The following is a 17,749-nucleotide window of genomic DNA, read 5'->3' on the forward strand; positions in this document are numbered from 1 at the left end:
TGACGAATCAAATCACTGTACGGTTAACCATAAAGAATCAGAGAGTTGATTCCGTGGCAAGCCCCTATCAAAAGGGGAGCAACTTACGCATGCCTCAACAAGCGCAAAAAAGCCCGGAATTTCAGTGGGAAATCCGGGCTTCTTAAAATTAGACTTTTTGTAAGAATTCTTTCACTTCCTCACCTTCGCGGAACAAGCCGAGCCGCTTGATCTCCCAATGAAGGCGAATACCTGAATTCTCATAAACTTTAGCGCGAACTGTCTCGCCAAGCGTTTCAAGGTCATATCCGGTCGCGCTACCGGTATTGATCATGAAATTACAGTGCATCTCAGACATCTGTGCGCCACCGACACGCAAGCCACGACAGCCAGCCTTGTCGATTTCTTTCCAAGCAGATGTGCCTTCAGGATTCTTGAAGGTTGAACCGCCCGTCTTTTCCCGCACCGGCTGTACCGTCTCGCGGTGGTTTTGCACCTCGTCCATTGCCCTCTTGATTTCTTCCCGGTCGCCCGGAATACCCTCAAACAGCGCTGAGGTGAAAATCAAATCAGGCGACGCTGAGGAATGCCGATAGGCATAACCCATGTCGGCATTGGAGAGGATATGCAGCTCGCCCTTACGGTCGAGCGCGCGGACTTCCACGACACGCTCACGCGTTTCAACACCATTAGCGCCCGCATTCATGCGCAAAGCGCCGCCAATGCCGCCGGGAATGCCGTGGTAGAAATGAAAGCCACCAAGCCCCGCTTCAAGGGCAGCTGCGGCTACACGCTTGTCTGGCGTTGCCGTACCTGCCCTGAGCTGCGTTTCAGAAACTTGCTGAACCTCGCCGAAGCCCCTCGCCGACAAGCGCACCACAAAGCCCGGGATACCGCCGTCACGTACCAGCAGATTGGAGCCGATACCTACAACCAGAAGCGGAATCTCTTCTGGCACAGCTTTCAGAAATTCCGACAAGTCTTCTTCATCCGCGGGCTGGAACAAAACCTGTGCAGGACCACCGGCACGGAACCAGGTGATCTTGTCCATGCCAGTATCTGGCATAAGCTTGCCACGCAGGCCCGACAGCTTGCCGTCGAGCTTCTTGAGAAGCGTCTCGCCGCTTTCCATTACTTCTTACCCTGTTCAGCCAGTTCTTTGGGAAGCGCATAAGCCCATTGCGTAATGTTGCCTGCACCGAGGAAAACTACGAAATCGCCCGGCTCAGCCACAGATGCGACGAGCGGCGCCAAGGCTTCAGGTCCGTTTGCATAACGTGCATCGCGATGACCAGCCGTCTTGATACGTGAAACCAGCGTTTCCGAATTCACGCCCTCAATCGGGTCCTCGCCAGCGGTATAAACCGGCATCACGATAACGGTATCGGCGTCGTTAAAGCACGCTGCAAACTCATCAAACAGGCTGTGCAGACGCGTATAGCGATGCGGCTGCACGATACCGACAACTCGCCCTTTGGTTGCTTCGCGCGCAGCTTTCAGTACAGCGCGGATTTCGACGGGGTGGTGTCCATAATCATCGAATATCTCGACGCCATTCCACGAACCCGTATGCGTAAAGCGGCGCTTCACACCGCCAAATGCACCAAGACCGCGACGGATATCATCGGCTGAAATACCCAGCTCATGTGCCACGGCAATAGCAGCCGTTGCGTTGGAAACATTGTGCAGACCCGGCATCGGCAGACGCAGGTCTTTGATCTCAGTCGTCTCACCCTTGCGCGAGCGGATCAGCACGTCAAACAGGCTGACTGCACCTTCCATGCGATGATTGACAAAACGCACATCGGCCTGCGGATTCTGACCATAGGTCACAATACGGCGATCCTCGATGCGGCTCACCAGAGCCTGCACTTCCGGATGATCGAGGCACATCACACCAAAGCCATAGAACGGTACATTCTCGACGAACTGCGCAAAAGCTGCACGCACATTGTCAAAATTGCCATAATGATCCAGATGTTCCGGATCGATATTGGTCACAACCGCAATATCGGCCGGCAGTTTCAGGAACGTGCCGTCACTTTCATCGGCTTCAACGACCATCCAGTCGCCATCGCCCATGCGAGCATTGGTGCCATACGCATTGATGATACCACCATTGATGACAGTCGGATCAAGATGCCCGGCATCCAGCAAGGCAGCGACCATCGAAGTCGTGGTGGTCTTGCCGTGAGTACCGCCAATGGCGACAGCACGACGGAAACGCATCAGTTCGGCCAGCATTTCAGCACGGCGAACGATCGGCAAAAGCTTTTCACGGGCTGCTGCAAGTTCCGGATTGGTTTTCTTGATCGCGGTCGAGACAACAATCACTTCCGCATCGCCAAGGTTCTCAGCCTTATGGCCGACAAAGACCTCAATGCCCTTCTCGCGCAGACGCTGCACATTGGCGCTGTCCGACTGATCCGAACCCTGAACCTTGTAGCCCAGATTGTGCAGCACTTCCGCAATACCGCTCATGCCGATGCCGCCTATCCCGATAAAATGGACAAGCCCGATATTCAGCGGCATTTTCATGGCCGGTTTCCTTTTTTCAATTCCTGAACTGATTTACCCGCTGCAATAGCCTCTGCGAGATCAGCAAGCAACTGCGCGGCATCCGGCTTACCAACGCTTTTTGCAGCTTTTGCCTGTTGTTCAAGCCTTTCAGGCTCATTCATGGCAGAACTTATGATCTCAGCCAGCCGCTGTGCAGTCAGTTCGGACTGGCGAACAACCTGCCCACCACCGGCTGCTGCGAGGGCTGCTGCATTCGCTGCCTGATCATGATCAAGTGCGTGCGGGAATGGCACGAGCATCGCCGGACGACCAATTGCTGCGATTTCCGAAACCGTTGACGCGCCTGAACGGGAGATCACGAAATGCGCGTCTGCAATGCGCGCAGGCATGTCGTTGAAGAACGGCGCAACATCTGCCGGAACACGCAAACTCTGATAGGCTGCGCGAACAGCAGCTTCGTCTTCTTTGCGGGCTTGCTGAGTGATCAGCAGCCTTGCACGTTCATTGTCAGGCAAAAGCCCAATCGCTTCGGGGATCGCATTTGAGAAAAACTGCGCGCCCTGACTGCCACCAAACACCAGAAGGCGAAAACGCTGACCTTCTTTGGCTGACTTATAAGATGTGTTGGCAGCAGCAAGCACTGGCGGACGAACCGGATTACCGGTCGCAATAATCTTGTCCGCATAGGCGCCGCTTGTCTCAGGCAAGAAACCACCGGCAATCGCCTTCACGCGTCCAGCCAGCCCCTTATTGGCCCGGCCCATGACAGCGTTCTGCTCATGTACCATCGTCGGGATACCCATATTGCTCGCAGCATAAAGCGGCGGCAGTGTCGGATAACCACCAAAGCCAACGACGAGCTTCGGCTTCAAGCGGCGGAACAGCCTGCGGCTATCGAGATTACCCTGCCACAGTGACCAGAAGGTCTTGATAAGTGCAATCGGGTTACGGCCTGAAATCGTGGCCGAACGGATCACATGCACATGGTCTTCGGCAAATGCGCCAGCAAAACGCTGCGCACGTGCATCCGTTGCCAGATGCACGTCCCAACCGCGTGTCTTCAATTCATGCGCCAGCGCTTCCGCTGGGAAGAGATGGCCGCCCGTTCCCCCGGCGGCCAGTACGATTATGCCTTTTCCCATATTCCCCTCACAAAGCCGGAATGCGCTCACCCATACTGACCGTATGCGTCATGCGCGCTTCTGGACGGCGACGTGTCAGCGCCAGCAGGATGCCCATGGTGATCGCAATCGCAACGAGCGAAGAACCGCCATAGGAGATAAACGGCAGGGTCATGCCCTTGGCAGGCATCAGATGGAGATTAACCGCCATGTTGATGATCGACTGAAAGCCGAAGAGGATCACAATGCCGGATACAGCCAATCGCGTGAACGCGTCACGCTCACGAAGCGCAATCGAAAGCCCGCGAATCACGATGAACGCAAAAAGCGCCATGATGATCATGCAGAGAATGATGCCGTATTCTTCTGCAGCAACCGAGAAGATAAAATCGGTATGGCTGTCTGGAATGATGCGTTTGACCGTTCCTTCGCCCGGTCCCTGACCAAACCAACCGCCGCGCAAAATGGCTTCGCGGCCCGCATCCACCTGGAACGTATCACCCTCGCCGGTCATGAAGCGATTCACACGGCCCGCAACGTGATCGAGCGTCATGTAAGCACCAAACGCACCGACAACCGCGATGCCGCCGAGGACCAAAATCCAGAACATCGGCAGTCCCGCGAGGAAGAACATTGCGCCCCATGTGCCTGTGGTGAGCATTGTCTGACCAAAGTCAGGTTGCAGCATCAACAATCCCGCAGTCACACAAAACAACATCATCGCCAGAAAATAGCCCGGCATGTGGCCGCCACGTTCCCGCTCAGAGAAAAGCCACGCGCAAATAACCACAAAGGCCGGCTTCATAAACTCGGATGGCTGAATGGAAACACCCGCAAGACTGACCCAGCGACGTGCACCTTTAATCTCGATGCCGACAAACAAAGCCGCTAGCATCAGAAACAGCGAAGCTCCCAGCAGGATCAGTGCAAAACGTCTGATCTGACGTGGTGACAGAAACGATACCCCAATCATCACCGCCACAGCCGGTATCATGAAGAAGGTCTGACGCTCAACGAAATGGAAGCTATCGAGACCGATGCGCTGCGCAACAGCAGGGCTTGCCGCAAAGGACAACAGCACACCAAGTCCCATCAGGCCAAGACATGCAGCCAGAAAGTAACGGTCGATTGTCCACCACCAATTGGCGACAGGACCGCGGTCAACACGACTTACCATCAGCTTTCCCCTCTAATCGGCTCGACACCCGGGAGCGCAAGAACGGCGTTGCGGAATGCATCACCGCGTTTTTCAAAATTCTGAAACTGGTCGAAACTTGCACAAGCGGGCGAAAGCAGGACAACCGGCTCGCTTGCTGCATCATTGCCCGCATCCCGTGCTGCATGCTCAACAGCCGCAGCCAAAGTGTCGGAAATTTCGAACGCCACGGCATCGCCAAGTGTGGCAGCAAATTGCGCCGCAGCTTCACCTATCAGATAGGCTTTGGTGATGCGGGGGAAGAATTCCGACAAAGCGCTGATACCACCAGCCTTGGGCACGCCACCGGCGATCCAGTAGATGTGGTTCACAAAGGATGACAGCGCAGGTGCTGTTGCTTCAGCATTCGTCGCCTTGGAATCATTGACGAACAGAACCTTACCGCGATTGCCCACCTGTTCCATGCGATGCGCAAGACCCGGAAAGCTTTTCAGACCCGCACGAATTTCTTCGATTGCAAGACCAACTGACAAACAGGCGGTGATTGCAGCCAACGCGTTCTGCGCATTATGCGCGCCACGCAGCGAACCGATGCCGTTAAGTGAGGCCAGTTCTTCAATCTTGTCGTTCGTTGTCGAATAAAGCTTCGCCCCATCTGCAAAAGCACCATTCCCAAGGCGCTTATCCTTGGAGATACGGGCAACTTTTACACCACTGCTTTCAAGACGGTCTGCAATGCTGGCGCAATAGTCGTCATCCACACCAATAATTGCCACGCCGCTTTTCGCAACCAGCCGTTCTTTGATTGCGGCGTAGTTTTCCATGGAGCCATGGCGATCAAGATGATCAGGCGTCAGATTAAGCAAAACACCGGCGGTCGGATTGAGCGAAGGTGCGAGATCGATCTGGTAGGACGAGCACTCAACCACATAGAAGCGGTTCGGCGCAGGCGCTTCCAGTGTCAGGATCGCTGTACCAATATTGCCGCCGAGCTGCATGTCGCGGCCTGAAGCCTTGATGATATGCGCAATCAGCGCGGTCGTGGTGGATTTGCCGTTGGTGCCGGTGATCGCGATAAACGGACAATCCGGTGCGATGTGATTGCGTTCACGCACGAAGAGTTCGACATCGCCGATAATCTCGACACCGGCAGCATGAGCGAGATCAACAGTCCAGTGTGGCTTGGGATGCGTCAGCGGCACACCGGGCGAAAGCACAAAGGCGGCGAACTGCGACCAGTCCGCCTGCCTCAGATCACCTGTTGCAATGCCTGCGCTCTGCGCGCGGGCCACACTGTCGGGATTATCATCCCAGGCAATGATCTTTGCACCACCGGCCACAATTGCCTTGGCCGTTGCGATACCCGACCCGCCCAGTCCGAAGAGGGCTACAGTCTTATCTTTAAGGGCGGTGATCGGGATCATTCGTCTGCCTTATCTCAGCTTCAGTGTGGAAAGGCCGATCATGGCGAGAATAATTGCCACGATCCAGAAACGGATCACAACCTGACTCTCCGTCCAGCCCTTCTTTTCAAAATGATGATGAATTGGTGCCATCAGGAACACGCGCTTGCCGGTGAGCTTGAACGAGCCAACCTGAATGATGACCGAAAGCGCCTCAACGACAAACAGACCGCCAATGATCGCAAGAACGATTTCGTGTTTGGTCGCAACAGCCACTGTGCCAAGCATGCCGCCCAAGGCGAGCGAGCCAGTGTCACCCATGAAGATAGCCGCAGGAGGCGCATTGAACCAGAGGAAGCCAAGACCTGCACCAATGACTGCACCAAGCACCACGGCGAGCTCACCCGTTCCAGGCACGAAATGGATCTGCAGGTAGTCAGCGAAAATCGCATTACCCGAAAGATAAGCGATGAAACCGAAGGAAGCCGCAGCAACCATCACCGGCACGATGGCGAGACCATCAAGACCATCGGTGAGGTTAACCGCATTGCCGGCGCCAACCATGACGAAGGCCGCAAGTGGAATGAAGAACCAGCCGAGATTGAGAACGAACTGCTTTACAAACGGGAATGTCAGCGAAGAAGAAAACGGCTCCTGACCCGCGCGCATGATGATGAAGGCTGCAACCGCCGCAATCAGGAATTCAATTGCCAGCCGCGACTTGCCGGAAAAGCCTTTGTCCGACTGCTTCGTGACCTTGAGATAGTCGTCATAGAAGCCAATAGCGCCGAAGCCGACGGTGACCATTAACACAACCCAGACATACACGCTGGAGAGATTGGCCCAGAAGAAACATGACACGAGAATGCCGGTCATGATCATCAGGCCGCCCATTGTCGGCGTCCCGGCTTTCTTGAAATGGGTCTGAGGGCCATCAGCACGGATCGGCTGACCTTTTCCTTGCCGCGCGCGCAACGAATTGATGATCGCGGGACCAAACAGGAACACGATCAACGCCGAGGTGATCATCGCACCGCCAGTGCGGAACGTGATGTAGCGGAACACGTTAAACGGTGTCACATGCTCGGCGAAGATTGAAAGAAGCATCAACATGCGGAGAAAAATCCCTCAAAAACTGCTACTCGGCAGGCACTACTGGTGGAAACTGATTGGTAAGCGCCTTGACGATCCTGGAGAAGCCAATCCCCTTGGATGACTTCACCATAACAACATCGCCGGGGCGCACAGCCTTCGTCACCAGCGGCAACAATTCATCGGTGCTCTGCCTGTATTCGACGTGAATTTCAACCGGCAAGGCATTTTTGAGCACCGACATTTCACGTCCGCCGATATAAAGCACATTCACTTCTGCATCGACGATGGGGCGCGCGAGGTCGGCATGGAGCTTTCCGGACTGGCGCCCAAGCTCCAGCATATCACCCAGAACGGCGATGCGGCGACCGCGCGGTCCTTCCGGCGGGGTGGCCTGAAGAAGCGAAAGCGATGCGCGCATCGAAGTCGGGTTTGCGTTGTAGCTTTCGTCGATCAGCGTGAAGGAACCGCCATCAGGATGTTCCAGCACGTGACGCGCACCACGACCGCCTTCAGCTGAAAGCGTCGCCATGGCGATAGCAACTTTTGCCATGTCCGCACCAACGAGATGTGCAGCTCCGAGAACGGCAAGCATGTTCTGCACGATATGGCGTCCGGGCATACCAACCTTTACGACGGCCTCTTCGTTGCCGATCTTGACTGTCATGCATGAGCAGGTCGGGTGCATCTTTAATTCGCGCAGGCGATAATCGGAACGGGCGTTCTCGCCAAAGGTCACGACGTGTTCAACGCCTGCTTTTTCAGCCAGCTCTTCAAGCTGTTTGAAACGCTTGTCGTCCCGATTGATTAGCGCATAGCCGCCCGGTACAACACCTTCAAAAATCTCAGCTTTCGCGACTGCGATTTCTTCGAGATTAGCAAAATGACCAAGATGCGCAGGCGCGATCAACGTGACCAGCGCCACATGCGGGCGGACCATCTTAACCAGTGGGCGAATTTCGCCGTGATGGTTCATGCCGATTTCGAATACGCCGTAATCAGTATCCGCAGGCATACGGGCAAGCGTCAGTGGCACGCCCCAATGATTGTTGAACGAAGCAACCGACGCATGGACCTTGCCTGAATCGGCAAGCACATGACGCAGCGCTTCTTTTGTTGTCGTTTTACCGACGGAACCTGTGACGGCAATGATCTGCGCGGTGGAGCGTTCGCGCGAAGCAATACCGAGCTTGGTCAGTGCTTCAAGCACATCCTCAACCACAATCATCGGAACTTTAAGATTACCGAGTGCCGGAAGGCGCGATTCATTGACGACCAGAAGACCTGCACCCGCGGCCATAGCAGCAGTTGCAAAATCATGACCATCAAACAGATCGCCTTTGATTGCGAAGAAAGCTTCGCCGTCCTTCAGCGTGCGGCTATCGATGGAAATCCCGGTGATACCCGCAGGCAACGTACCGAAAGGCCGGCCTTCCATGGCCTCCACCATATCGGCAGATGTCCAAAGCCAGTCACTCATCCCTTGTGCTCCTCAAGCCTTATGCTCTTCAAGGCGGGCAGCCAATGCTGCCGCCACTTCCGTATGATCAGAAAACGGCAAAGTAATATTGCCAACGATCTGACCTTCTTCATGTCCCTTGCCCGCAACCACCAGTGTGTCGCCCGGCATCATCATGGAAACTGCAGTGAAAATTGCCTCGCGACGATCGCCGATTTCGGTGGCGCCGGGAGCTGCCGCCATAATTTCCGAACGGATCTGCGCAGGCACTTCCGAACGTGGATTGTCGTCAGTTACGATGGCAACATCGGCCAGACGCGCAGCAATTTCCCCCATGATCGGGCGTTTACCCTTGTCGCGATCACCGCCGCAGCCAAACACCACGATCACACGGCCCGTCGTAAACGGACGGACAGACGTCAGGACATTTTCAAGTGCTTCCGGCTTATGCGCATAGTCAACGTAAGCAGGAGCGCCTTCTTCCGTGGCACCAACCAGATCAAGGCGACCCGGAGCGCCCTTAAGACGCTCAAGTGCACGCATCGCAGCAGCAGCAGGAACCCCCGTAACCATTGCAAGACCAGCCGATACAAGCGCATTCGCAACCTGAAAGTCACCAGCTAACGGCAGTTCAATTTCAAAGATTTCGTCAGCAATGCGCACTTCAACATGCTGGCGGAAACGCTCATGCTCCACACGCTTGATCGTGATGAAATCGCCCTTACGGCCGACAGTTTTAACATCGCAGCCGGCAGCTTTTGCCGCTTCAATCGCCTGGGGCGAAAACTGATCATCCGCAAAAATGATCGCAGGCGACCCTTTTGGCAAAAGTGTATCGAACAAGCGCATCTTGGCATGCAGATACTCTTCAATCGTCGCATGATAGTCCATGTGATCGCGACCGAGATTGGTGAAAGCACCGGCAGCAAGCTTCACGCCATCAAGGCGTCGCTGGTCGAGACCATGCGAAGAGGCTTCCATCGCAGCATGGGTCACGCCTTCGTCAGTAAGCTCTGCGAGAAGACGATGCAGCTCAACAGGATCAGGCGTTGTCAGCGAATTATAATCGCTGCGCGTTGGCGAAAAGACGCCTGTCGTTCCAATATTGGCCGCAGGAAAGCCTGCATAAGCCCAGATCTGACGTGTAAAGGAAGCGACGGAAGTCTTGCCACTCGTACCGGTGACAGCAACCATGACTTCAGGCTGTTTGCCATAGAATTGGGCGGCCGCAACTGCGAGGGCGTGGCGCGGATCATCGACATGCAGTACCGGCACACCTGGATTTTCCAGGACCGTATTTTTGCCAGCGATGATCGCAACTGCGCCACGCTTGACTGCGTCGGCGGCATAGGCGGAGCCATCAGCCTTTACACCCTTGAGGGCCGCAAAAAGGAAGCCGTTTTCGACTTTACGCGAGTCTGACGTGACGCCGGTAATGTCCACTTCGCCCGCAGCGCCGGAGGCCAGTTCTTTAAAGAGTGTAATTTCCTTCAGCTTCATGGTCTTACCAAATCCAGGTTCAGTGGCGCAGTTTCCGCTCCCAATAGCGGAAGTGCACGAATCAGTCGTTTATCGAATCAGCGGAAGCGATCTCTGCAGCTGCTGGCGCAAATTCCTGTTTAAAATCGGGCTTTACCCCCAAAAAGGTGGCAGAGCGTCTAATAATGTCTGCAACCATCGGGGCGGCATTAAGACCAGCCGTTGCGCTGTACTTACCTTCTTCGGGTTTTGGCTCATCGATGATCGTCAAAACAACATAGGTTGGATCGTCCATCGGGAAGGATGCAAGGAAGGCGTTGAAGCGTACATCTTTCGAATAGCGGCCATGAACAACCTTTTCCGCTGTACCGGTTTTGCCGCCAACGCGATAACCCTGAACCGTAGCACGCTTACCCGAACCACCCTGAGCGGTCGAGTTCAGGCGATAGAGATAACGCATATCGGCAGAAACCTGCGGATGAATAACCTGCTGCGCCACCTGATCGGCCTGAGCCTGTGTACGTGTAAGGAAGGTCGGTTCGATCAGCTTGCCGCCATTCATCAAAGCCGCAGCACCCACCGCGGTTTGCAGCGGGGTCGTCATCATGCCGTGACCAAACGAAATGGTCATGGAATGAACTTTCTTCCAGACGCGTGGTTCGACAGGACGGGCAACTTCCGGCAATTCCGTCTGCATGCGATCAAGCAGGCCGATCTTCTTGAGGAATGCACGATGGCCTTCGATACCAACCACATTCGCCTCATGACCCGAGCCAATGTTGGACGAGAAGATGAATACTTCCGGCAGCGTCAGCACACGGCCTTTACCATGGAAGTCGCGGATGGTCTGACGACCAATCACCAGCGGACGCGATGCATCAATCCTGGAATTGAGATTAAACTTACCTGAATCGAGCGCCATTGCGGTGGTGAAGCTCTTGATCGTCGAGCCCATTTCATAGGTACCCGCTGACATACGGTTCAGACGATCCTTGTCGAGCGCATGCACAGGATTGTTCGGATCAAAATCCGGAACAGAAGCCATGGCGATAACCTCGCCGGTCTTCACATTCAGTACCACTGCGCCCGCAGCAATTGCACGATAGCGTTCGACTGCCTTGACCAACACGTCACGCATGATGTGCTGAACGCGAATGTCGATCGAAAGACGGACTGGTTCAAGCGACTGTCCGGTCGCCATACCGACAGCACGCAGATCACTCAGACCCTGACTGTCGATATACTTCTCCATGCCAGCAATGCCCTGATTGTCGACATTCACGAGGCCGAGAACATGGGAAGCCGTCGGGCCACCGGGATAAAAACGACGCTTTTCAGTACGGAAGCCTATGCCCGGCACACCGAGCGCCATGATCTGGCTCTGCTGGCGTGGCGTCAGACCGCGCTTGATCCAGACGAAGCCAGCACCACTCTTGAGACGACGATAGGTCGCTTCCCAATCGAGATCAGGAATAACCGTCGAGAGCAGCTCGATGGTTTCATCCGGATCGACAATCTTGCGTGGCTCGGCAAAGAGCGAAGAGGTTTTGATATCGGTGGCAAGAATTTCGCCGTTACGGTCCAGAATATCAGGTCGGGATGCAAGCTGATGCACGGCAGGACCATTGGAATCATCGTCCTCGCCACCAATCACACCGAAATAGACGAGCTTGCCGCCAATCACGCCGTAAATGCCGACAAAGCACGCAATTGCCATCCAAAGACGATTGCGTGCACGATTGCCATGCTTCTTACGGGAACCGACAAACGCCATATTGCCGGCCAGCTTTTCATTGCCAGCCGGCTCAAAACCGTCATTGCCGTTCTGCTTGTTCTTTTTGGAAAATCCGAGCTTCAGCCGCATGGTCAGTGCCTCGCTCCATTCTTCTTGATACTGCCGGTGGTCGTTGCATCTGGTTCGAGAACGCCGCTTGCCACCAGTTCATCGCTGCCTGAAATAAGTTTCTGAATATCGTCCAGCTGGCGTTCTGGAATGTCCTGCACGCCCATCGCAAGCTGCTCCGCTTCAATGGGTGCAAGTTTCAGCTCATCAGAATAAACGCCAACAAGGCTCTGCAAACGACCCGGCTGGGTCATCAATGCCCAATCCGCGCGCAGAAGCGTAATCGTATCTTTCTCGGAATCGATCTGGCGCTTGAGCTTGGAAATAACCGCGATCTGCCTCTCCGCATCATATTTGATGGTGTAGGTGATCGTTGCTGCTACCAGCATCGCCGCTATCATGATGAGTTCAAAAGTACGCAGCACTCGTTCAACTCCGGGCCAGTTCATGCGTTTCAGGCAATTTGGGCAGCCCGAAAAGCGAAAGATCATCTTCAAGAGGCGGATTCTCGGTCCTCAGACCAGCGCGCAATTTTGCTGAGCGGGCACGTGGATTGCGCTCTTCTTCTTCTGCAGTTGGGCCAACGGCACCTTTCACTGCAGGTGTAAAACTCGGATGGCGCACATGTGTCTCAGGCAAATGCCGTGAACCTGCACTACCACCAGCGCGGTCTGCAAAGTAACGCTTGACCATGCGATCTTCCAGCGAATGGAAGGTTACAACAACCAGACGTCCGCCCGGCTTGAGCACGCGTTCGGCTGCAAGCAGTGCTCGCGCCAGTTCACCCAGCTCGTCATTCACATAGATTCGTAGCGCCTGAAACACACGCGTTGCAGGATGAATGGGCACTTTCGGATTGCGACCAACCAGCGATTCAATCGCATTGGCGAGATCCAGCGTGCGCGTGAAAGACTGAGATTCACGACGCTTTTCGATCATGCGGGCTATGCGACCTGCATTGCGTTCTTCACCCAGAAAATTGAAGATGCGTGCGAGATCGCCCATCTTCAGGCGATTCACGACATCAGCCGCACTTGGGCCGTTGCGGGACATGCGCATGTCGAGAGGCCCGTCCTTCTGGAAGGAAAAGCCACGCTCGGCTTCGTCGATCTGCATCGACGAGACACCGATATCGAGCACAACGCCATCCACTTTCGCGCCTTCTCCCTCGACTTTTTCAACGGCTTTATCCAGCGCCGAGAAACGGCTTTCAACCAGATTGAGCTTGCCTTCGAACTGCTTTTCCATGGCACGACCGGCTGCGATTGCGGTCGGGTCGCGGTCAATAGCGATGACGTTCGCACCCTCTTCCAGAATACGTCGGGTATAACCGCCTGCACCGAATGTGCCATCGACGATTATTTTGCCGGATTCGGGCTTCAGGGCATCGATCACTTCGGAAATAAGCACCGGAACGTGACGGACCTGAGCCCCTTCGGCTTGAGATTCGTCTCCGCCGAGGCTAGCCATCATCCCGATCCTTTCCCGGGATCAAGTCCCGCTATCCTGTGTTTTCTTTATGGATTCCGGCCAATTGTAGACAAGCTTCTATTTGGCGGATTCGTTCAAACAGTTATCGGATATTAAGCTTAATGAACCGTTATCCTTTGCCGCGCCCATTCAGAAAACCGAGGCTTATACAAAAGTTTTTCTGGCACGATTTTGCATGATCCGCAGCCCGCAAACAGCGCTTCTGAGCAGATGTCAATTCGTAGGCTATCCGAATAGCACGATCACATATTTATGAGAAAATCCCCCCATTCTCTGCCGTTGACGGGAAAGCTTCACAGGTCTATTAATTGCAAATAATTCGCAATTGCATTTTGAAAGCTTAACGCATGGCATTTAAGATGGCCCCTCGGGCGAGCACGCCCCCCGCAAAGCATGACGTTACATTTGAAGGCTGGCGTCGGGATCGGGGCGAAGCGTCCATGTCTGACGTCCACCGGTCGATCCGGGTCAGCCGATCCGGTTCTAAACTTCGCCGCGCGACGGCTTTTTTCGGCCCCGGCTATCTGGTCGCCGTTGGCTATATGGACCCCGGCAACTGGGCAACATCGCTCGCTGGCGGTTCCCGCTTCGGCTACATGTTGCTGTCGGTCGTACTTATTTCAAATCTCATGGCCGTCCTTTTACAGGCGCTCTGTACTCGTCTTGCCGTTGCGACGGGTCGCGATCTCGCGCAAGCCTGCCGGGATGCCTATCCGCGTTTCCTTGCCTGGCCTTTGTGGCTCTTGGCAGAGCTTGCCATTTGCGCGACAGACCTGGCTGAAGTTATCGGTACGGCAATCGGCCTTAATCTTCTTTTCGGCATTCCGCTTGAAATCGGCGTCATCATTACCGCAGCCGATGTACTCCTCGTTCTCTATTTACAGAACAAGGGTTTTCGCCGCGTCGAGGCTCTTATCATCACGCTGTTAGGCGTAATTGCCCTCTGCTTCCTGATCCAGATTTTGATGGCAGAACCCAAATGGGGCGAAGTAATCCGCGGCTTTGCACCAACGACAGAAATTCTCCGCAATCCGGATATGCTTTATATAGCGTTGGGTATTATCGGCGCGACGGTGATGCCGCATAATCTCTACCTGCACTCAGGCATCATACAGACCCGCGACTATGGTCACACTCTGCCAGAAAAACGCGAAGCGATCCGCTTTGCAACGCTCGACTCCACCATTGCCCTCACCTTTGCATTGCTGGTCAATGCTTCAATCCTGATCCTCGCCGCAGCGAGCTTCAATGCGACCGGCAATACCGGGGTAGAGGATCTCGACAAAGCGCATGCTTTGCTCAATCCGTTACTCGGCTCTGCACTGGCCCCAACCCTCTTTGCAATTGCGCTTCTGTGCTGCGGGCTCAACTCAACAATTACGGCAACCATGGCCGGTCAGATTGTGATGGAAGGCTTTATCGATATCAAGTTGAAGCCCTGGTTGCGTCGCGCAATCACCCGCTTCGTCGCTATCGTGCCAGCGGCCATAGTTACGATCATGTATGGCTCGCAGGGAACGACCGAACTTCTGATCCTGTCGCAGGTCGTTCTCAGTCTGCAGCTTCCTTTTGCGATCATCCCGCTTGTGATGTTCACGGCAGAAAAGAAGAAGATGGGCGCTTTAGTTGCACCACGGTGGGTGACAATCCTTGCTGCAATCACCGCCGCCATCATCGTCGTGTTGAACATGAAACTCATCTACGACTTCTTCACAGGCGTACCCATTTAGAGCGCATCCCGAAAAGTGTGAAACGGTTTTCGGAAAAGATGCGTGTTAAAACAAATATTTAGAGCGCCGATCTGATCCAATCAGATCGGCGCTCTAATATCGGGCTGCGGCTTTCTGCTCAGGAAAGCCGCAATCTTTTTATTTGACTGCTGAATTGCCACCATCAGCATAAAGCGCTGAACCAGAAACAAAACTCGCCATTGGCCCTGCAAGAAAGAGTGCGGCCTGGGCAATTTCTTCAGGCTGCGCAATCCGCTTCATTGCATGGAGGCCCGCCGCCCACTCTTTCTGAGCGTCACCGCCTGCCATTGGCGTATCGACACCGCCCGGCAGAAGCGCGTTGGCCCGAATGCCTCGCGATCCGTAGTCCGCGGTAATGCCTTTGACCAACCCCATCAACCCAGCTTTCGATGCGCCATACAGCGACATTCCCGGAATACCGACACTGGTGCCGACAAAGGTTGACGTGAAAATGATCGAACCGCCGCCAGACCTGAGCATCGATGGTATCTGCAACTTCGTGCCAAGAAAGGCCGATGTCAGATTGCCGGCAATCACATTGTTCCAGTCATCAAGATTTGCCTCAGTTAATGGGACGAGCGGACCAACAGTGCCCGCATTGTTGAAAGCAATATCAAGGCGACCAAATTCGCTTTGAGCAGCGGCCACCAGTCTTTCATGTGTCTCCATCTCAGAGACATCCCCAGCCACACAATGGGCCTGCCCGCCAAGTTCTCTGATATTCTGTGCTACTTGCTCAAGCCCGGCCTCATTGCGGGCATTCAACACAACTGCAGCACCTTCCGAAGCAAACAACAGTGCCGTAGCACGACCTATTCCCGATGATGCGCCAGTGATGATTGCGACTTTATCTTTTAAGCTCGACATGGAAACCTCCTTGGTTGGGAGGTTTCGCAATAGATGTGCAATCAGATCACAACTATCCGTTTCCTGCGTTCAAAGGGAAATATCAGTTAGAGCATAATTCCTTAAACTTGGATCAGTTTAAGGTAAAATTATGCTCTAATTTTAAAGTGTTAGAGCGACCTTTGCGCGCCCAATAGCGCGCCCGGCGCTCTAGCCATTACGGAGAGTAAAAAATGTCAGTCGGTCTGTAAGCCGGGTTCTGTATGGCCGGACTTGCGTCCAACGTGGCAGCCATTCATCTGGGACGGATGTCGCCACCCACCTCTTGCAACCCACCCGGACGGCTGATCCGGAAATTGATTATCAGCTCTTTCGGGCTGATGCGCCGTCCCTATTCGGTTTTGCTCCCAGTGGGGTTTACCGTGCCGCCTGTGTTGCCACCGGCGCGGTGGGCTCTTACCCCACCCTTTCACCCTTACCCCGTCATCCCTGCCGCTTCTTGAAAGCGGTACGGAAGACGGGGCGGTCTACTTTCTGTGGCACTATCCCTGGGGTCACCCCCGCCGGGCGTTACCCGGCACCGTATTTCCATGGAGCCCGGACTTTCCTCACCTGCCGCCTTTCGGCATATGACAAGCGCGGCTGCCCGACCGACTGACGGCGCGTATATAGCATGATCGCGGAAAGTGGGAACCGGGTTTCGAAAAAAACTATACACAACAGAAAAGCCGGCAGCGAAACCGCTACCGGCTTTTCGTTCACATCATCGACCTGAAACACTACGCGGCCGACAAGGCGAATCTGAATATTAAAGTCCGGCCATATAGGACTTAACCGAGCTGCAATATTTTGCAGAGGTTGGGTTCATGCGCTTTGCGCCATGACCGGCATTGTATTTGAGGATCGTGCCGCAGGTGCTGCCGCCACCGAGCTTCTGTGCCTGAGCAAGATACTTCATACCGAACTGGATATTGGTCGATGGTTCATAGAGACCCTTTGCCGAACCCGTGTAACCCAGACCGCGAGCCGTTGAGAGCTTGATCTGCATCAGGCCAATTTCACCGGCAGCACCCCGAACGTTTGGCTGGAAATTGCTTTCGTGACGAACAACGGCATGAGCCAGCGAAGACGATATGCCGTAAGTTGCTGCATAACGATTGATGATCTGGGAGTAGCCCTTGCCGCTCTGCACAGACTTTGAAGTCTCACCACGCGCCTTGGAACGCTTTGCACTTTTAGCTGTTGGTGCAGCACGCTTGGTGATGACCGAAACCTTCTTGGCAGTCTGTTTCTGTTCTGCCCGTGCGGCTGCGCGGGATGTCTTTTCAGACTTGTTGGCTTCAGCAGTCTTATTCTGTGCCCGTGCCTTGAGCAGGTCTGCGAGATTGGTTGGCTCATTAACAGGAGCACTCATCGCAGAATTAAGGCCAAAAGAACTCATGGCGCCAATGAGAGCGCATACAACAACAAATTTTATTTTCATAACCTACCGTCTTGGATCGTTTTTATGGGGCATTGCTGGTCTTGGGGGCAGCAATGCCGTTTATTTATGATCCCGCTCGACAAGCATTTTTGCCCGCCCGTCACCGCTGGGAATGGCAGATCATTT

14 protein-coding genes and 1 other RNA gene are annotated in these 17,749 nt (G+C 54.5%); 1 reads left to right on the forward strand and 14 read right to left on the reverse strand.

What is annotated here, in order from left to right; translation table 11 throughout:
• Nucleotides 1–148: 148 nt before the first annotated feature.
• The 11 genes from murB to rsmH form a co-directional block, all read right to left on the reverse strand.
• Nucleotides 149–1,111, reverse strand: a complete 963-nt coding sequence (murB, locus tag ACSME1_RS02845; protein WP_024899592.1) for a UDP-N-acetylmuramate dehydrogenase — start codon at nt 1,109–1,111, stop codon at nt 149–151.
• On the reverse strand, nt 1,111–2,517 hold the full coding sequence (gene murC, locus ACSME1_RS02850) for a UDP-N-acetylmuramate--L-alanine ligase (protein WP_024899591.1): 1,407 nt from the start codon (nt 2,515–2,517) through the stop codon (nt 1,111–1,113). Before murC ends, murB begins: the two co-directional genes overlap by 1 nt.
• Nucleotides 2,514–3,641, reverse strand: a complete 1,128-nt coding sequence (gene murG / locus ACSME1_RS02855; RefSeq protein WP_024899590.1) for an undecaprenyldiphospho-muramoylpentapeptide beta-N-acetylglucosaminyltransferase — start codon at nt 3,639–3,641, stop codon at nt 2,514–2,516. The genes murC and murG overlap by 4 nt, the downstream gene beginning before the upstream one ends.
• A gap of 7 nt (nt 3,642–3,648) precedes the next feature.
• A complete protein-coding gene (gene ftsW / locus ACSME1_RS02860) occupies nt 3,649–4,797 on the reverse strand; it encodes a putative lipid II flippase FtsW (protein ID WP_100558773.1) in 1,149 nt (382 codons plus the stop codon).
• The gene (gene murD, locus ACSME1_RS02865) at nt 4,797–6,200 is read right to left on the reverse strand and encodes a UDP-N-acetylmuramoyl-L-alanine--D-glutamate ligase (RefSeq protein WP_105705757.1); all 1,404 of its coding nucleotides are present in this window, start codon (nt 6,198–6,200) and stop codon (nt 4,797–4,799) included. Before murD ends, ftsW begins: the two co-directional genes overlap by 1 nt.
• 9 nt (nt 6,201–6,209) lie before the next feature.
• Nucleotides 6,210–7,292 carry a phospho-N-acetylmuramoyl-pentapeptide-transferase gene (gene mraY / locus ACSME1_RS02870; protein WP_024899587.1) on the reverse strand — a complete coding sequence of 361 codons (1,083 nt, stop codon included), beginning with the start codon at nt 7,290–7,292 and terminating at the stop codon, nt 6,210–6,212.
• A 25-nt stretch (nt 7,293–7,317) separates the two neighbouring features.
• Nucleotides 7,318–8,751, reverse strand: a complete 1,434-nt coding sequence (locus ACSME1_RS02875) for a UDP-N-acetylmuramoylalanyl-D-glutamyl-2,6-diaminopimelate--D-alanyl-D-alanine ligase (protein ID WP_024899586.1) — start codon at nt 8,749–8,751, stop codon at nt 7,318–7,320.
• A gap of 12 nt (nt 8,752–8,763) precedes the next feature.
• A complete protein-coding gene (locus ACSME1_RS02880) occupies nt 8,764–10,230 on the reverse strand; it encodes a UDP-N-acetylmuramoyl-L-alanyl-D-glutamate--2,6-diaminopimelate ligase (protein WP_100558771.1) in 1,467 nt (488 codons plus the stop codon).
• A gap of 61 nt (nt 10,231–10,291) precedes the next feature.
• Nucleotides 10,292–12,073 carry a peptidoglycan D,D-transpeptidase FtsI family protein gene (locus ACSME1_RS02885; protein ID WP_105705755.1) on the reverse strand — a complete coding sequence of 594 codons (1,782 nt, stop codon included), beginning with the start codon at nt 12,071–12,073 and terminating at the stop codon, nt 10,292–10,294.
• 2 nt (nt 12,074–12,075) lie between these two features.
• Nucleotides 12,076–12,477, reverse strand: a complete 402-nt coding sequence (gene ftsL, locus ACSME1_RS02890; protein WP_105706050.1) for a cell division protein FtsL — start codon at nt 12,475–12,477, stop codon at nt 12,076–12,078.
• 4 nt (nt 12,478–12,481) lie between these two features.
• On the reverse strand, nt 12,482–13,525 hold the full coding sequence (gene rsmH / locus ACSME1_RS02895; protein WP_181153616.1) for a 16S rRNA (cytosine(1402)-N(4))-methyltransferase RsmH: 1,044 nt from the start codon (nt 13,523–13,525) through the stop codon (nt 12,482–12,484).
• A 377-nt stretch (nt 13,526–13,902) separates the two neighbouring features.
• On the opposite strand from rsmH, the gene ACSME1_RS02900 reads away from it, so the two are divergent.
• Entirely contained in the window at nt 13,903–15,273 is a 1,371-nt protein-coding gene (locus ACSME1_RS02900; protein WP_036568072.1) for an Nramp family divalent metal transporter, read from the forward strand.
• A 138-nt stretch (nt 15,274–15,411) separates the two neighbouring features.
• Here the strand turns inward: ACSME1_RS02900 and ACSME1_RS02905 are convergent, their stop codons facing one another.
• The 3 genes from ACSME1_RS02905 to ACSME1_RS02915 form a co-directional block, all read right to left on the reverse strand.
• A complete protein-coding gene (locus ACSME1_RS02905) occupies nt 15,412–16,161 on the reverse strand; it encodes an SDR family oxidoreductase (protein ID WP_105705753.1) in 750 nt (249 codons plus the stop codon).
• Between the two features lie 211 nt (nt 16,162–16,372).
• Nucleotides 16,373–16,798, reverse strand: an RNA gene (gene rnpB, locus ACSME1_RS02910) — RNase P RNA component class A.
• Nucleotides 16,799–16,948: 150 nt separating this feature from the next.
• Complete coding sequence (locus tag ACSME1_RS02915) at nt 16,949–17,623, reverse strand: lytic transglycosylase domain-containing protein (RefSeq protein ID WP_024899579.1); 675 nt, start codon at nt 17,621–17,623, stop codon at nt 16,949–16,951.
• Between the last annotated feature and the right edge of the window lie 126 nt (nt 17,624–17,749).

The sequence above is a fragment of the Brucella pituitosa genome (assembly GCF_965577835.1).
GTDB classification, from domain to species: domain Bacteria; phylum Pseudomonadota; class Alphaproteobacteria; order Rhizobiales; family Rhizobiaceae; genus Brucella; species Brucella pituitosa.

Coding starts and splice junctions, on each gene's coding strand:
- ACSME1_RS02875 (WP_024899586.1), bottom strand. CDS start 8,751: ATGAGTGACTGGCTTTGGACATCTGCCGATATGGTGGAGGCCATGGAA.
- ACSME1_RS02885 (WP_105705755.1), bottom strand. CDS start 12,073: ATGCGGCTGAAGCTCGGATTTTCCAAAAAGAACAAGCAGAACGGCAAT.
- ACSME1_RS02900 (WP_036568072.1), top strand. CDS start 13,903: ATGGCCCCTCGGGCGAGCACGCCCCCCGCAAAGCATGACGTTACATTT.
- mraY (WP_024899587.1), bottom strand. CDS start 7,292: ATGTTGATGCTTCTTTCAATCTTCGCCGAGCATGTGACACCGTTTAAC.
- murG (WP_024899590.1), bottom strand. CDS start 3,641: ATGGGAAAAGGCATAATCGTACTGGCCGCCGGGGGAACGGGCGGCCAT.
- ACSME1_RS02905 (WP_105705753.1), bottom strand. CDS start 16,161: ATGTCGAGCTTAAAAGATAAAGTCGCAATCATCACTGGCGCATCATCG.
- ACSME1_RS02915 (WP_024899579.1), bottom strand. CDS start 17,623: ATGAAAATAAAATTTGTTGTTGTATGCGCTCTCATTGGCGCCATGAGT.
- murB (WP_024899592.1), bottom strand. CDS start 1,111: ATGGAAAGCGGCGAGACGCTTCTCAAGAAGCTCGACGGCAAGCTGTCG.
- ftsW (WP_100558773.1), bottom strand. CDS start 4,797: ATGGTAAGTCGTGTTGACCGCGGTCCTGTCGCCAATTGGTGGTGGACA.
- ACSME1_RS02880 (WP_100558771.1), bottom strand. CDS start 10,230: ATGAAGCTGAAGGAAATTACACTCTTTAAAGAACTGGCCTCCGGCGCT.
- rsmH (WP_181153616.1), bottom strand. CDS start 13,525: ATGATGGCTAGCCTCGGCGGAGACGAATCTCAAGCCGAAGGGGCTCAG.
- murC (WP_024899591.1), bottom strand. CDS start 2,517: ATGAAAATGCCGCTGAATATCGGGCTTGTCCATTTTATCGGGATAGGC.
- murD (WP_105705757.1), bottom strand. CDS start 6,200: ATGATCCCGATCACCGCCCTTAAAGATAAGACTGTAGCCCTCTTCGGA.